General features: G+C 63.3%; 12 protein-coding genes. 6 read left to right on the top strand and 6 right to left on the bottom strand.

The features are described from left to right. The first annotated feature begins 96 nt into the window (after positions 1 to 96). Positions 97 to 636, top strand: coding sequence for a PaaI family thioesterase (locus tag GDH07_RS27240; protein ID WP_152899456.1), 540 nt, complete (start codon positions 97 to 99; stop codon positions 634 to 636). Position 637: 1 nt separating this feature from the next. Here the strand turns inward: GDH07_RS27240 and GDH07_RS27245 are convergent, their stop codons facing one another. The 5 genes from GDH07_RS27245 to GDH07_RS27265 form a co-directional block, all read right to left on the bottom strand. Continuing rightward, the gene (locus tag GDH07_RS27245; protein ID WP_306108869.1) at positions 638 to 994 is read right to left on the bottom strand and encodes a response regulator; all 357 of its coding nucleotides are present in this window, start codon (positions 992 to 994) and stop codon (positions 638 to 640) included. Between the two features lie 328 nt (positions 995 to 1,322). After that, positions 1,323 to 2,039: an MgtC/SapB family protein gene (locus tag GDH07_RS27250; protein WP_053137281.1), complete on the bottom strand. Its 717-nt coding sequence runs from the start codon at positions 2,037 to 2,039 to the stop codon at positions 1,323 to 1,325. Between the two features lie 97 nt (positions 2,040 to 2,136). After that, positions 2,137 to 4,899: a magnesium-translocating P-type ATPase gene (mgtA, locus tag GDH07_RS27255; RefSeq protein ID WP_152899457.1), complete on the bottom strand. Its 2,763-nt coding sequence runs from the start codon at positions 4,897 to 4,899 to the stop codon at positions 2,137 to 2,139. A 678-nt stretch (positions 4,900 to 5,577) separates the two neighbouring features. Then, the gene (locus tag GDH07_RS27260; protein WP_031320204.1) at positions 5,578 to 6,915 is read right to left on the bottom strand and encodes a lysine N(6)-hydroxylase/L-ornithine N(5)-oxygenase family protein; all 1,338 of its coding nucleotides are present in this window, start codon (positions 6,913 to 6,915) and stop codon (positions 5,578 to 5,580) included. A gap of 149 nt (positions 6,916 to 7,064) precedes the next feature. Next, entirely contained in the window at positions 7,065 to 7,547 is a 483-nt protein-coding gene (locus GDH07_RS27265) for a sigma-70 family RNA polymerase sigma factor (RefSeq protein ID WP_177409198.1), read from the bottom strand. A gap of 323 nt (positions 7,548 to 7,870) precedes the next feature. On the opposite strand from GDH07_RS27265, the gene GDH07_RS27270 reads away from it, so the two are divergent. The 5 genes from GDH07_RS27270 (at position 7,871) to GDH07_RS27290 (ending at position 13,306) form a co-directional block, all read left to right on the top strand. Beyond that, positions 7,871 to 9,043, top strand: coding sequence for an efflux RND transporter periplasmic adaptor subunit (locus tag GDH07_RS27270; protein WP_152899458.1), 1,173 nt, complete (start codon positions 7,871 to 7,873; stop codon positions 9,041 to 9,043). Beyond that, a complete protein-coding gene (locus tag GDH07_RS27275) occupies positions 9,044 to 11,017 on the top strand; it encodes a MacB family efflux pump subunit (RefSeq protein WP_152899459.1) in 1,974 nt (657 codons plus the stop codon). It abuts the gene before it with no gap. A 7-nt stretch (positions 11,018 to 11,024) separates the two neighbouring features. Further along, positions 11,025 to 12,434 (top strand): efflux transporter outer membrane subunit, encoded by a 1,410-nt coding sequence (locus GDH07_RS27280; RefSeq protein WP_152899460.1) that lies wholly within the window; start codon positions 11,025 to 11,027, stop codon positions 12,432 to 12,434. 149 nt (positions 12,435 to 12,583) lie between these two features. Next, on the top strand, positions 12,584 to 12,853 hold the full coding sequence (locus tag GDH07_RS27285; RefSeq protein ID WP_178124126.1) for a DUF3349 domain-containing protein: 270 nt from the start codon (positions 12,584 to 12,586) through the stop codon (positions 12,851 to 12,853). A gap of 27 nt (positions 12,854 to 12,880) precedes the next feature. Beyond that, the gene (locus tag GDH07_RS27290) at positions 12,881 to 13,306 is read left to right on the top strand and encodes an SMI1/KNR4 family protein (RefSeq protein WP_152899462.1); all 426 of its coding nucleotides are present in this window, start codon (positions 12,881 to 12,883) and stop codon (positions 13,304 to 13,306) included. A 20-nt stretch (positions 13,307 to 13,326) separates the two neighbouring features. On the opposite strand, the gene pvdP is transcribed toward GDH07_RS27290, so the two are convergent. Next, positions 13,327 to 14,955, bottom strand: coding sequence for a pyoverdine maturation tyrosinase PvdP (gene pvdP / locus GDH07_RS27295; protein WP_152899502.1), 1,629 nt, complete (start codon positions 14,953 to 14,955; stop codon positions 13,327 to 13,329). Positions 14,956 to 15,158 lie beyond the last annotated feature (203 nt).

The following is a 15,158-nucleotide window of genomic DNA, read 5'->3' on the forward strand; positions in this document are numbered from 1 at the left end:
AAACGGCTGATCCATGGCGGGTATGGCACTGGGCAAGAAAATATTCCAGCCATAATATTTTCCCCAAAACCCTGTCGCCCTGCCGAGGAGAAGCCCATGCACAGCCCAACCCGTGAAGCCACCCTGGCCCAATGGCAAGCCCAGGAACAAGCCATGCGTGCGCGCCTGGCCGGCCCCGGGAGCCTGTCCCTGGCCGAGGTCAGCGCCCTCACGCCGGAACAATTCTTCACCGGGATCGGCAACGGCGAGTTGCCTTCACCGCCCATCGGCAGCCTGCTGGATTTCATACCTATCGAGTGGGGCAACGGCCTGTTCGTGTTCCAGGGCACCCCGGATAACCGCCACTACAACCCACTGGGCACCGTGCATGGAGGCTACGCCGCCACCTTGCTGGATTCATGCATGGGTTGTGCGATCCATACCCGCCTGCAACAGGGCCAGGGCTACACCACCCTGGACCTGCGCATCAGTTATGTAAGGGCCTTGACTGGGGACAGTGGCCCGGTGCGGGCCGAAGGCAAGATCGTGCATCTGGGCCGCAGCACGGCCCTGGCCGAGGGCCGGATCTATGACGTGGATGGCCGGCTGTATGCCACCGGCAGCACCACCTGCATGATCCTCCAGCCCAGGGATTGAGCTACCGCGGACAGGGGCCTGCCTGGGCTGGATAATCCGCTGGATCGATCAACTGCATCAGCTGCCCGAGTGCCTCGTGGTCCGGCAACTGCGCCTGGCTGACATGGATGCTCTGGCGCCTGTGGCTGGCGATTCCCGGCCAGCCCGGACAATCGTAGATCAGCACCTGGTGCAATTGCCGGTTGTCCATGCAGAAGGCCAGCAGGTCGAAGCCGTCCGCGACATCGAAGGTAGCGCTGATGATCGCCAGGTCGAACGGGGCGCTGGAGTACTCCACCAGGGTCAGCAGCTCCTCGAGCCGGTGTACGGGAACGATGCGGTAATAACCCAGCTGGTTGAGGGCTCTCTCGATTTGCATCCGTTGAAAATGCTGATTGTCGGCAATCAGTATGCGCAGCGCTCTGTTGGACATTCTTCTGATCCTATTGCTGGGTGGCGACCGGCAGGAACCGGCTTTGTCCTCCTGAATCGGTAGAAGGCTGGAGTAAGCATCCCAGGGCCTGCCATGAGATCGTTCTGAAACCGCTCCAGCTCGGTCCTGCCATCGGCACAGCGCACGGGCCGATGAAGTAGACGACAGTTCGTCGTCAGATCCGCGCAAGACTGCAAACCACATTAAGCGGCGATCAACACTCAAGGCAGCAAGGCGTCTGTGTGTAATTGTTTCGAAGGCTCTGGACTGGCCATCATTCGGTGGTACTGGGGCTCCAGAACGCCTGCTGGACCAACGACGAGCCCGAGAGCCGGGCCACCAGCGCGTCCAGCTCGTCACCGTCCACCGAGGTACTGGCGAGCGTCGCCTCGATTTGCACTTCCTCGCTGCCGAAGGCATGCACGTCGACGTCGCTGGCCGGATGGTTGCAGCGCGCCAACTCGGCCTCCAACAAGGCGAACACGGCTTTCTGCCGGGAACGATGGGCGATCACATAGACGATGTTCGTGACCTCCGCGGAGATCACGTCCAGCGGCTGGCGGTTGATGTTGTTGACGATAGGCCGCAAAAGGGTGTTGGCCGCCAGCACGAACAAGGTGCCGAGCAGGGCTTCGAGGATCAGGTCGGCACCCGCGCAGGCCCCCACCGCCGCCGAGGCCCAGAGGGTGGCGGCGGTATTCAACCCTCGCACATTGCCCTCCTCGCGCATGATCACCCCGGCGCCGAGGAAACCGATCCCCGAGACCACGTAGGCCACCACCCGCACGGCCCCTTCGGCGCCACCCAGACGGTTGGCCATGTCGACGAAGATCGCCGCCCCCACCGCCACCAGCACGTTGGTGCGCAGCCCGGCGGTGCGTTGGCGGAACTGGCGCTCGAAGCCGATCAGCCCGCCAAGGATGAACGCTGCGCTAAGGCTGACCAGGGTATCGATCAGCGAGTCCAGGTTGACGTTGTGCAAGGCTTGCATGGCGAAGATCCTCTTGGCGACCTGCGGCAAGCTAGCAGTGGCAGGTTACAGGCAGCGCAGCGCCCCCTGAAAACCTGCCGCGCGCCAGTACTGCCCGTTACTGCCAGCCGAAGCGCCGGATGTAGAAACCCTTCACCGCCTGGGTCAGGGCCATGTAGGCCACGAGGATCAGCGGCAGGTACAGGAAGTACAGCGGTGGCAAGGCCTGCAGCTTGAAGTAGTGGGCCAGCGGCCCCATCGGCAGGAAAATGCCCACGGCCATGATGATTCCGGTCATCACCATCAGCGGCATGGCCGCCCGGCTTTGCAGGAACGGAATCTTCGGCGTGCGGATCATGTGCACGATCAGGGTCTGGGTCAGCAGCCCCACCACGAACCAGCCGGACTGGAACAACGTCTGGTGCTCTGGAGTACTGGCGCCGAATACATGCCACATCAGGGCGAAGGTGGTGATGTCGAAGATCGAGCTGATGGGCCCGAAGAACACCATGAAACGCCCGACATCCGCCGGCTGCCAACGCTGGGGCTGCTTGAGCATCTCGTCGTCGACGTTATCGAAGGGAATGGCGATCTGTGAAATGTCGTACAACAGGTTCTGCACCAGAAGATGCATGGGCAGCATCGGCAGGAACGGAATGAAGGCACTGGCCACCAGCACCGAGAACACGTTGCCGAAGTTGGAGCTGGCGGTCATCTTGATGTACTTGAGCATATTGGCGAAGGTCCGCCGTCCTTCCAGCACGCCCTCCTCCAGAACCATCAGGCTCTTTTCCAGGAGGATGATGTCCGCCGCTTCCTTGGCGATATCCACCGCACTGTCCACCGAAATGCCGATGTCGGCGGTGCGCAGCGCCGGCGCGTCGTTGATGCCGTCGCCCATGAACCCCACCACGTGCCCGTTGGCCTTGAGCAGGCGGACGATGCGCTCCTTGTGGGTCGGGGTCAGCTTGGCGAAGACATTGGTGGTCTCCACCGCCTTGGCCAGTTGCTCGTCGCTCATGCGCTCGATGTCGTTGCCCATCAACAGGCCCTGTTGCTCCAGGCCCACTTCACGGCAGATCTTGGCAGTCACCAGCTCGTTGTCGCCAGTCAGCACCTTGACCGCCACGCCGTGCTCGGCCAGGGCCTTGAGCGCCGGCGCGGTGCTGTCCTTGGGTGGATCGAGGAAGGCCACGTAGCCGATCAGGGTCAGCTCACGCTCATCGGCCAGGCTGTAGGTGTCGCGTCCTTCGAGCATGGGCCGGGCCGCTACCGCCACCACCCGCAGGCCCTCTTCGTTGAGATCGGCAGTGACCCGGCGGATCCGCGCCAGCAGCGTATCGCTCAGGACCTCTTCGGCCTCGCCATGACGCACGCTGCGGCATACCGCCAGCACTTCCTCCACCGCCCCCTTGCAGATCAGCAAATGCGGCTGGCCCTGCTCCGCCACCACCACCGACATCCGCCGGCGGGTGAAGTCGAAGGGGATTTCATCGACCTTGCGAAACGCCGTGCCGACGGCCAGTTCACGCTGGATCTCGACATGCTCGAGCACCGCCACATCCAGCAGGTTCTTCAGTCCGGTCTGGTAGTAGCTGTTGAGGTAGGCCATCTCCAGCACGTCGTCGGACTCCTCGCCCCACACGTCCACGTGGCGCGCCAGGAAGATCTTGTCCTGGGTCAGGGTGCCGGTCTTGTCGGTGCACAGCACGTCCATGGCGCCGAAGTTCTGGATCGCATCCAGGCGCTTGACGATGACTTTCTTGCGCGACAGGAACACCGCGCCCTTGGCCAGGGTCGAGGTGACGATCATCGGCAGCATTTCCGGGGTCAGGCCCACGGCGATGGACAGGGCGAACAGCAGCGCCTCCATCCAGTCGCCCTTGGTGAAGCCGTTGATGAACAACACCAGCGGCGCCATGACGAACATGAAGCGGATCAGCAGCCAGCTGACCTTGTTGACCCCGTTCTGGAACGAGGTCGGCGCGCGGTCGGTGGCGCTCACCCGCTGGGCCAGGGCGCCGAAGTAGGTGCTGTTGCCGGTGGTCAGGATCACCGCCGTGGCGGAACCGGAGACCACGTTGGTGCCCATGAACAGGATGTTGTCCAGGTCCAGGGGGTTGCTGGTATCGGCATCCTGCTGGCGCGGGAATTTCTCCACGGGCATGGATTCACCGGTCATGGCCGCCTGGCTGACGAACAGGTCCTTGGCACTGAGCACCCGGCAGTCGGCGGGAATCATGTCGCCGGCCGAGAGCACGATCAGGTCTCCCGGCACCAACTGCTTGATGGGCAGCTCGATGCGCCGCGCGCCTGCGGCCTCGACGGCTGCCGGCAAGCGCCCAGGCGTGGCCGACGCCAGGGATGGCGAGTCCGGCCGCATCACGGTGGCGGTGTTGCTGACCATGGCCTTGAGGGCATCGGCGGCCTTGTTCGACTTGGCCTCCTGCCAGAAACGCAGCAAGGTCGAGAGCACCACCATGGAAAAGATCACCGTGGCCGCCTTCATGTCCTCGGTCAGCCAGGAGATCACCGCCAACAGGGTCAGCAGCAGGTTGAAGGGGTTCTTGTAGCAGTGCCACAGGTGGGTCCACCAGGACAGCGCCTGCTCGTGCTCGACTTCATTGAGGCCGTGGCGCTCACGCAGGGCCTCGGCTTCCTCGGTACTCAAGCCATCGGTGTGGCTGCCGAGCTGGTCCAGCAGATGCGTCGCGTCGCTGTTGGCCGCCGCGACCAGGGTTTGTGCCAGGGTTGGCGGGACATCGCGACTGACGCTGGCGTCGCTGAAGCTTTCCAGCAGGGCCAGGCGCCGGAAGTGCCGGGCGAAATGCCGGGTCCGCAGGAAACCGGCGAAGAATTCTTTCAACAGGGTGAGCTTCATGATGATGACTCCTGCACGGCCGGTGCATGACATAAAAACGGCCGCGTTGAAACGAAACAGTCAGGGAGATGGAACAAGGCAGGATTGGGCTCACGCCTGAAGCAATCGCCCCATCAGGGATAGGCGATGTTGCTGGCGATGCTGACGCTGACGGGTGTATCCCATGGCTGTTCCCCTGGACGGACGGCGCTGGAAACGCCACAGGCAGGTACCGCCGGAGCTGCCACAGGGCGCGTCGAACGCCCACGCAGTACCGGCCCGCAGGTCCATGGAACCTGCGCGTCGAAGCAGCCGCGACACGGCACCAGGCCGGATCGGGCACCGATCGGAGTCATCAAGAAGGGAAATCGGGGCGACCAGGATGGGTCGCGACCGGGACGCCGCCTCTCGCTGGATGGCGAGACAACGGCAGGAATCAAGGCTGCGCGTTATCTTGCCGGGACCGCGCCGGTTATCGAGACCGGCTGACTCCTGTCACTCGAACAAGTACCCACACTGGGCCTCCATTGATTGAAAACGCGCGCAGCTTACGCCGCACGTTTTATAGAGTAAACCTGGGAAAAAACCTTGCCGGGGGGAATTGAAAAGTTCTTCAGCGCAGGTTCAGGAAGGAGTGAAACATGAAACTTTCATGACCTCGGCGGCCGCTACCGCAGGGCTGCGGCAGCGGCCGGTGCATCAGCTGGCGGTGGCCAGCAGCATGTCGCGAACCGAGCGGCTGTGGCCACGGGTCTTGCCATGCTCGTACAGCGAATCGGCGATCTCCTGGGCGCGGATCGGCAGTACCGACAAGAGGGTATCGCTCAAGCCGTGGCTGGCCTGGCTGAAGCCCTGCAGGTAGACACCGGCCTTGCAGCGCTCGTCGGTGATCAGGCGGTAGTTGCGATCCACTTCGAAGTCACCGAGGTAGGCCTGCAGCGGCGCCAGCAGGTCGCGGTACAGGTTGCGCTCGTAGCCGGTGGCCAGGACCACGGCGTCGTAGTGGCGCACTTCACGCTCGCCACTGGCGCCATGGCGCAGGATCAGCTCGATGCCCAGGTCAGTGGCGGTGGCCTTCTCGACGGTGGTCAGGGTACGGAACGCATGGCGCGGGACGCCGGAGACCTTCTGGCGATAGAAGATCCCGTAGATGCGCTCGATCAGGTCGATGTCCACCACCGAGTAGTTGGTGTTCTGGTACTCGCTGACCAGGCGCTCGCGCTCGTTGTCGTTCTGCTGGAACACCAGGTCGGTGAAGGCCGGGGAGAACACTTCGTTGACGAACGGGCTGTCGTCGGCCGGCTTGAGGGCCGAGCCGCGCATGATGATGTCGGCCTGCACCGAGGGGAAGCTGTCGTTGAGGTCGATGAAGGCTTCCGCGGCGCTCTGCCCGCCACCGATGATGGCGATGTTCATCGGCTTGCCGTTGACGCAAGGCTGTTGGGCCATGCGCTCCAGGTATTGGGAATGATGGAAGACCCGCGCATCGCCCTTGAGCCCCTTGAACAGCTCCGGAACCCGTGGCGTGCCACCGGTGCTGACTACCACCGAACGGGTGGTGCGTACCTGCTCGGCGCCCTGGGCGTCACGGGAGATCACCCGCAGCGCCTCGACCTGCTGGTTGTGCAGCACAGGCTCGATGCCCAGCACTTCTTCACCGTAGCGGCTGTGCTCCTGGAAATGCCCGGCCACCCAGCGCAGGTAGTCGTTGAACTCCATGCGGCATGGATAGAAGGTGCCGAGGTTGATGAAGTCCACCAGGCGCCCGTGGTGCTTGAGGTAGTTGACGAAGGAGTAGGGACTGGTTGGGTTGCGCAGCGTCACCAGGTCCTTGAGGAAGGAAATCTGCAGTTCGCTCTGGGTCACCAGGGTGTTGCCGTGCCAGCGATAGTCCGCTTGTTTGTCGAGGTACAGCGCGTCCAGCGGACCGTGCTCCTGGCCGCGCTCTTCCAGCGCAATGGCCAGCGCCAGGTTCGAGGGGCCGAAACCGATACCGATCAAATCGTGAACGTGGGCCGATGCAATTGCCTGTGTCATTTCCAGTGTCCTCTGGATAAACCGCCTCAACGCGGGGGATAAAGTGTCACGGTGACCCGACTGGCCCGCAAAGGTCAGCAGATCGTCTGTTGAGTAGGGACGAGGACAGTGAAAAAAAATTTAACTAAATAAGACGCACTGCGCTTGGCCTATTGGGCCTCCCACTGGCGCAGGCGAACCCGGCAGTGCTTCATCGCATTGACGATGTGTTTTTCCACCAGGCTGCGGGAAATTCCCAGCTGTTCGGCGATCTGTTGGTGGGACATGCCCTCGAGCTTGCGCAGCAGGAAGCTCTCGCGGCACAGGCGGGGCAACTCGGTCAGTGCCCGTTGCAGCATCTCCAGGCGCTGGCCCTGGTCCAGGCTGGTTTGCGGCGATGGGTTGAAGTAGCGCTCCTCGTTGTCCAGCACCTCCAGGGGTTCGGACTGGCGCAGGGCGTTGCGCCGATGGCCATCGATCACCAGGTTCAGCGCCGTGCGATAGAGGAAGGCCCGCGGCTGCTCGATGGGCGTGTCGCTGGAACGCTCCAGCACCCGGACGTAAGCGTCGTGCACTACATCCTCGGCCACCTGGCGGTTACCCAGCTTGGCATGGAGGAAGCACATCAGCTCGCGATAGTAACTTTCCAACATGGCTCCCAACCGCCCCCATGACGGTTATTTCCTTGAGCGAGACCGACGTTAGCCGGTTGGCCCGGTGATTCAATGATGGCAGTTTCGACCCTGCGTAATTTATAGTAATTCTCATATAGATTTAAAGTACCGCAGGGTCGCAGTGGGTTTATTTCGCTATCCGGGCAGCTGTAACGCCATATGTCGGCAGTTAAATTCCCCCTGCGGCCTCTCGTTTACCTGACAGCTCCCCGTCCCTGCCGCTCACTCGGCAACCAGCAGCCAGCCTGTCCCCTGTGCCGGCGCTGGACCGACGGGCCGATACCTCTTGGCCGGAACCCTGCATGAAACGTCCTCGAAACTCCCGACGCGCCCTGCTTGCCGCACTCTGTGTGATCCCCATCGTCGCCATCGCCGCCTGGAAGTTCATTCCGTCAGGGCGCGACCAGTTCAGCACCGTGCAAGTGCGCCGGGGCGATATCGAAAGCAGCGTCACGGCCCTGGGCACCTTGCAACCGCGCCGCTATGTAGATGTCGGCGCCCAGGCCTCCGGGCAAATACGCAAGATCCATGTGGAAGCCGGCGATGCGGTCAAGGAAGGCCAGCTGCTGGTGGAAATCGACCCTTCCACCCAGCAGGCCAAGCTGGATGCCAGCCGCTTCGCCATCGAGAACCTGCAGGCCCAGCTGCAAGAGCAATACGCCCAGAACCAACTGGCCCGGCAGAAGTACCAACGCCAGCAGAACCTCGCCGCCGGCGGTGCGACCCGCGATGAGGACGTACAAACCGCCCAGGCCGAGCTCAAGGCCACCCAGGCACGGATCGACATGTACAAGGCACAGATCCGCCAGGCCCAGGCCAGCCTGCGCAGCGACCAGGCCGAACTGGGCTATACCCGCATCTATGCGCCGATGTCCGGCACCGTGGTCGCGGTGGATGCCCGCGAAGGCCAGACCCTCAACGCCCAGCAGCAGACCCCGCTGATCCTGCGGATCGCCAAGCTGTCGCCGATGACCGTCTGGGCCGAGGTCTCGGAAGCCGACATCGGCCATGTGAAGCCCGGCATGAGTGCCTACTTCACCACCCTGAGCGGCGGCGGCCGGCGCTGGACCAGTACCGTACGGCAGATCCTGCCGATCCCGCCCAAGCCGCTTAACGAGACCAGCCAGGGTGGCGGCAGCCCCAGCAGCACCAGCAAGAGCGGTAGCGGCCGGGTGGTGCTCTATACCGTGCTGCTGGACGTGGACAACGCCGACAACGCACTGATGGCGGAAATGACTACCCAGGTGTTCTTCGTCGCCAGCTCGGTCAAGGACGTACTCACCGCGCCCATCGCCGCCCTGCAGGACAGCGCGGAGCCAGGCCAGCAGATCGCCCGGGTGGTGGCCGACAACGGCGCGGTCAGCGAACGCCAGGTCCGGGTCGGCATCAGCGATCGCCTGCGGGTGCAGATCCTCGATGGCCTGAATGAAGGTGATCACCTGCTGATCGGCCCAGCCAACAGCAGCGGAGGCTGAATGCAGACGCCCCTGATCGACCTGCGCAACATCCGCAAATCCTACGGTGGCGGCGACAGCCCACAGGTCGACGTCCTGCGCGGCATCGACCTGTCGATCCATGCCGGGGAATTCGTGGCCATCGTCGGCGCCTCGGGCTCCGGCAAGTCGACCCTGATGAACATCCTCGGCTGCCTGGATCGGCCAACCTCCGGCGAATACCTGTTCGCCGGTGAGAACGTCGCCCACCTCGACAGCGATGAGTTGGCCTGGCTGCGCCGGGAAGCCTTCGGTTTCGTATTCCAGGGCTACCACCTGATCCCCTCGGGCTCGGCCCAGGAAAACGTCGAGATGCCGGCCATCTATGCTGGCACCCCGGCCACCGAGCGCCATGCGCGCGCTGCAGCCCTGCTGGAACGCCTGGGCCTGGGCAGCCGTACCGGCAACCGCCCGCACCAACTCTCCGGTGGCCAGCAACAACGGGTATCCATCGCCCGTGCGCTGATGAACGGCGGCCACATCATCCTCGCCGACGAACCCACCGGCGCCCTGGACAGCCACAGCGGCGCCGAGGTCATGGCCCTGCTGGACGAACTGGCCAGCCAGGGTCACGTGGTGATCCTCATTACCCATGACCGCGAAGTGGCCGCCCGGGCCAAGCGCATCATCGAGATCCGCGACGGCGAGATCATCAGCGACACCGCCGATACCGACCCTAGCGTACAGACAACTGCCAATACCGGCGCCCTGCAAGCCGTGGACCTGCGCCAGCGCCTGGCCGATGGCAGCGAGCCTACCGGAGCCTGGAAAGGCGAGTTGGTGGAAGCGGTGCAGGCCGCCTGGCGGGTGATGTGGGTCAACCGTTTCCGTACCGCCCTGACCTTGCTGGGAATCATCATCGGTGTGGCGTCGGTGGTGGTGATGCTAGCGGTAGGTGAAGGCAGCAAGCGTCAAGTGATGGCGCAGATGGGGGCCTTTGGCTCGAACATCATCTACCTGAGTGGTTATTCGCCCAACCCCCGCACCCCAGAGGGCATCGTGACCCTGGATGACGTCGCGGCCCTGGCCGCCCTGCCCCAGGTCAAGCGCATCATGGCGGTCAACGGTGCCAAAGCCGGAATACGCTTCGGCAATGCCGACTACGTGAGCTTCGTCGGCGGCAACGACACCAACTTTCCGGCGATCTTCAACTGGCCTGTAGTCCAGGGCAGCTATTTCAGCGAAGCCGACGAGCGCTCCGCAGCAGCCGTGGCGGTGATCGGCCACAAGGTCCGGGAAAAGCTGCTCAAGGGTGTGGCCAACCCCATCGGCCAGTACATCCTGATCGAAAACGTGCCTTTCCAGGTGGTCGGGGTGCTTGCCGAAAAAGGTACCAGCTCTGGCGACAGTGACAGTGACGATCGCATCGCCGTGCCCTACTCCGCTGCCAGTATTCGCCTGTTCGGCAGTCGCGACCCCCAGTACGTAGCAATCGCCGCGGCCGATGCAAGCCGGGTCAAGGAAACCGAACGTGAAATCGATGAACTGATGTTGCGCATGCACCATGGCAAACGCGACTACGAACTCAGCAACAACGCCGCGATGATCCAGGCCGAGGCCCGGACCCAGAACACCCTGTCGCTGATGCTCGGCGCCATCGCCGCCATCTCCCTGCTGGTCGGCGGCATCGGCGTGATGAACATCATGCTCATGACCGTGCGCGAGCGTACCCGCGAGATCGGCATCCGCATGGCCACCGGCGCCCGCCAGCGCGACATCCTGCGCCAGTTCCTCACCGAGGCGGTGATGCTCTCGGTGGTCGGCGGACTGACCGGCATCGGCGTGGCCCTGATCATCGGCGGCGTGCTGATCCTCAGCGAAGTGGCGGTAGCATTTTCCCTGGCCGCGGTACTCGGCGCCTTCGCCTGCGCCCTGGTCACCGGTGTCGTCTTCGGCTTCATGCCGGCCCGCAAAGCTGCCCGGCTCGACCCGGTCACGGCCCTTACCAGTGAATGATCGATCGATGAAGACCACCCTGACCCTGATTGCCGCCAGCATCTTGCTGGCGGCCTGCAGCAGCTCCACTCCACACCCGGGCAGCGGCCTGCAAGCGCCAACGGCCTGGCATGCCCCCAACAACCGCGAAGGCCAGCAACAGGACCCGCGCTGGTGGGCCCGCTTCGGCAGCCCGGAACTGGACCGCCTGATCGCCGAAGCGCGAACCGGCAGCCATGACCTCGCAGCGGCCATGGCCCGGGTCCGCCAGGCCCAGGCCAGCGCCATCGTAGCCGGCGCCCCGCTCCTGCCCTCGGTCGAAGGCAGTTTCAATGCCAGCCGGCAAAAGCGCATGGGCGGCAAAGGCAGCAACCAGCAAGGCAGCACCAGCAGCGACAAGACCACGAATACGTTCGATGCCGGACTCAGCGCCACCTACGAAGTCGACTTCTGGGGGGGCAGGCGCGCAGCCCGCGATAGCGCTCTACTCGGCGCCCAGGCCAGCGAATTCGACCGTGCCACCGTGGAGCTGACCCTGCTCAGCGGCGTGGCCAACAACTACGCCCAACTACTTGCGCTACGGGAACAGGCACGGATCGCCGAGCTCAACCTGGCCAACGCCCAGCGCGTCCTGCGCCTGGTCCAGACCCGCTACGACTCAGGCTCGGCCACGGCCCTGGAACTGGCCCAGCAAAAGAGCCTGGTGGCGAGCCAGCAACGCCAAGTACCGCTGGTGCAACAGCAGGCCGAAGAAGCCCTGATCACCCTCGCCACCTTGCTCGGCCGGCCAGTGCAGAGCCTGGCCCTGAACGCACAACCTTTCGCCGAGCTGACCTGGCCGGACATCGATGCCGGAGTCCCCAGCGAACTGCTGACCCGCCGCCCGGATATCGCCAGCGCCGAAGTCCGGCTCGCGGCAGCCCAGGCCGATGTCAGTGTGGCCCGGGCCGCCATGCTGCCCACCGTGACCCTGACGGCAAGGCTGGGCTCGAGCGCCAACAAATTCGACGACGTCCTGCGCAACCCCCTCTACAACCTGGCTTCCGGCCTGGTGGCACCGATCTTCAATGCCGGGCGCCTGAGCGCGGAGCGCGACCGGGCCACGGCACGCCAGGAGGAGCTGCTGGAGACCTATCGCGGGGCGATCATCAACGGCTTCGCCGATGTGGAAAAAGCCCTCAACAGCATTCGCGGCCTGGACCAGCAACGGCAATGGCAGAGCGAGGAGCTGGAACAGGCGCAACGGGCGTTCGATATCGCCCAGAGTCGCTACCAGGCCGGAGCCGCAGACCTGCTATCGGTCCTGGACACCCAGCGCACCCTCTACGCCGCACAGGACCAGAATGTGCAGTTGCGCCTGTCGCGATTGCAATCGAGCGTCGCGCTGTACAAGGCGCTGGGAGGCGGCTGGCAGGTATCCACGGCGCCGACGCGCTAAGCCTGCGAAAGCCCCTGGACGGCTGGCCAAGCCTTGCGCATGGCCAGCCTCGAGGACAACCGGTCGGTTGTTCGCCTAGAATCGACGGCTCGCCCTCCCATCCCCGAGCAAAGCGACCAATGCCCCGCAGAACCGAGCTGGACCAACCATTGGCTGAAGCCGTATCAGCGTTGAAGGAGGCCTTCCCGGACGGTGTCACTGCAGCGGACTACTACGCCCTGCTGGCCGTCCTGTATGAGCACTTTTCAGATCGCAACCTGGCGCAAGTCGTTGCGCAGCTGACCCAGCGCGACTCCGCACTCGTGCTGAACGACATCCACCAGGCCGTGACCCTCGCGAAACCCAGCCCGCAGGCGATCGCATCGCTGAACACTCGCTTGCACCGCCACGGCGTCGCCAAGCTCCTGGCTGACGACTGAATAACCGACACATCGACGGACCGACCAATGGATTTCGACCACTTCAAGCAACTGCTGGACCACCAGCGCAAGGCCAACCCCATCTGGTTCGAACTGCCCTCGGACAGCCTCGCCAGCGAAGCTGCAATCATCGAATTTGAAAAGGCCATGGCGCTGCGGCTCCCTGGCCAATACCGGCATTTCCTCAAGACCTATGGCGGCGGTTACTTTGCCTTGGGAATCGTGTACTCGCTGGACCAGGCCAGCGATTTCAACCTGGGTAGAAACAACAGCGTCGGCAGCAGCCATTTGCTGTTTTCAGACAATGGCTGCGGCGACTTCTACGGCTTCGGGATAGAAAACGGCCAATGCCTGGAACAGGTGCTGTTTTTCGACCACGGCCTCGAACAATGGCAACAGACCAGGTACCCAGGGCTATTCAGCTTCCTGGCCGACACGGCCCTTGCCAACTGACCCCTCTGCCTGCCAGCACCTCAGAGCTTCAGGTGCTGCGCATACCAGGGCCGCCGCGGGGCGCGCTTGAGCAGATCCGGTACCTCTTCATCGCGACTCAGGGCAATCCGCAACGCCAGCTTCATGACCTCCTGGTCCATCTCCAGCGACATTTCCCCAGGGGCATTGCCCAACGGCCCACAGCCATGGGTCGAAGCTCCCAACCAAGGGTCATCGACCTCTACCCAGCGCCCTGGCGCAAACCAGGGCACGCCATTGACCTCACGCCGTAATACTTCACCCGGGTGATAGCGTTCGTGGGCACGAAACCAATCGTCGATCCGGTCATCAATCCAGCCGTGGAACTTCCAGAACGCCGGATGCACATGGGATGAGAACGGATCACCGAGAAAATCGTTCTCCGGCTGATACCAGCGACCGGAAAAATCGGAAGAACTACGCGCCTGCATGACCGGCATGCCATTGGCCGGATCTCGAGACACGTCAGCCCAGCGCATGTGCAACCAGTCGTGCATGCCCAGCTCGATCTCGGAACCAAACTCACCCAAGGTCATGCGTCCCAGGTATTCCGGATCCTGGTACTGCGACTCCCAAACCTGGAAATTTCCATAGAAGGCTGCATCGCTCTTGAGGCCATGCAGCCACTGGGTGAATTCTTCATCATCCTCGGCTACCCAGGCAGGAGGCACCGAGCAGCCATCACGGTTCTCGTAGTAACGAATGAAGGCCTGTCGATCCTGCTCAAGGCGAGCTGCTGGCTGCGGTATCTGGCGCCACGACACCAAATCAGGTTGCAGCGAGCGCGCGTGCAACAACATGTGCCGATGCATGAACAGAAAATCGATACCTGAGGCATTGCGATGCTTGCGCCGTCCACGAGCGCCGCGCTCATGCTTCACCGGCCCCGGCTGCCAACCAAGCCCGCGCAGGCTGTTGCGCTTTTCCTTGGGCAAGGTATGCCAGCGATCACGAGAGGCGTGCCAGAGCTGATGAAACAATCGGTGCTGTGCAGAGACCAACCAGGCCAACAAGGCGGGACTCAGGCCAGCCTGCTCTCGTGCAGCAGGGAAAGGCCGCTTGCGAGCGACGAAACGTCCGGCCGGTACGGGAGCCAAGGGAGAAACCTGCAAGGACTGCACACTACCACTCAAGGTACCAGCGCCCGCATTCCCCCAACTCGCCCAGACCTCATCGAGCACTACCCGGCACTCATGGGAGGGAGAACCGGCAATCTGCCCATCGGGATACAGCCGCCAACGCAGCTTCGCAGCGTCCACCGAGGCCAGGTCACCCAAGACCAGGAATTCCCCCCCCTTTGCACCACGCAGGCTTTCGGGACGCCCCAGGAAGCCCCGCAGGCCACGCCCGGCAGGCCCGGCATCGAGCAACAACTCACAGCCACGACGAGGCAGGGCGTGAGGGCCATCGGCGTCCAGGAACTCGATATCCCAGATACCTCGCAAGTGATCGGCAAGGCGTATACCTGGATCCTGGGCTACCTCCAGCTTGGCTTCTCCCGGGGTGATTTCCTGTTCTTCCTTACGGCGAACATCCTGACGCAGCAGCTCCTTCTGGGTATAGATTGCCACGGGGATAGCCGCCCCCGTCACCGCCAGACCGGTCAAAAATCCTCGTCTTGAAAACCTCATCGCTCTACCTTTATCCAGTGGCGCGTCACGCATCTAGCTAGAACGTTGGATTTGCAGGGAAATTTACCGGCGCGCTGCATCCGAATGGCTAAATTTGCCGCCCACCAGCTCGTTTATCGCGGATAGATGTGCACAAAAAGGTCGGGCCTGTAAGCACAGCCTCCGCACGCCCGACCCCGTCATCAGCCCGCCTGCGACTGGGA

This window comes from Pseudomonas piscis (assembly GCF_009380155.1).
Taxonomy (GTDB): domain Bacteria; phylum Pseudomonadota; class Gammaproteobacteria; order Pseudomonadales; family Pseudomonadaceae; genus Aquipseudomonas; species Aquipseudomonas piscis.

Bases quoted from the DNA above. Each gene is read 5' to 3' on its own strand.
- GDH07_RS27240 (WP_152899456.1), top strand. From the start codon at position 97: ATGCACAGCCCAACCCGTGAAGCCACCCTGGCCCAATGGCAAGCCCAG.
- GDH07_RS27245 (WP_306108869.1), bottom strand. From the start codon at position 994: ATGCAAATCGAGAGAGCCCTCAACCAGCTGGGTTATTACCGCATCGTT.
- GDH07_RS27250 (WP_053137281.1), bottom strand. From the start codon at position 2,039: ATGCAAGCCTTGCACAACGTCAACCTGGACTCGCTGATCGATACCCTG.
- mgtA (WP_152899457.1), bottom strand. From the start codon at position 4,899: ATGAAGCTCACCCTGTTGAAAGAATTCTTCGCCGGTTTCCTGCGGACC.
- GDH07_RS27260 (WP_031320204.1), bottom strand. From the start codon at position 6,915: ATGACACAGGCAATTGCATCGGCCCACGTTCACGATTTGATCGGTATC.
- GDH07_RS27265 (WP_177409198.1), bottom strand. From the start codon at position 7,547: ATGTTGGAAAGTTACTATCGCGAGCTGATGTGCTTCCTCCATGCCAAG.
- GDH07_RS27270 (WP_152899458.1), top strand. From the start codon at position 7,871: ATGAAACGTCCTCGAAACTCCCGACGCGCCCTGCTTGCCGCACTCTGT.
- GDH07_RS27275 (WP_152899459.1), top strand. From the start codon at position 9,044: ATGCAGACGCCCCTGATCGACCTGCGCAACATCCGCAAATCCTACGGT.
- GDH07_RS27280 (WP_152899460.1), top strand. From the start codon at position 11,025: ATGAAGACCACCCTGACCCTGATTGCCGCCAGCATCTTGCTGGCGGCC.
- GDH07_RS27290 (WP_152899462.1), top strand. From the start codon at position 12,881: ATGGATTTCGACCACTTCAAGCAACTGCTGGACCACCAGCGCAAGGCC.
- pvdP (WP_152899502.1), bottom strand. From the start codon at position 14,955: ATGAGGTTTTCAAGACGAGGATTTTTGACCGGTCTGGCGGTGACGGGG.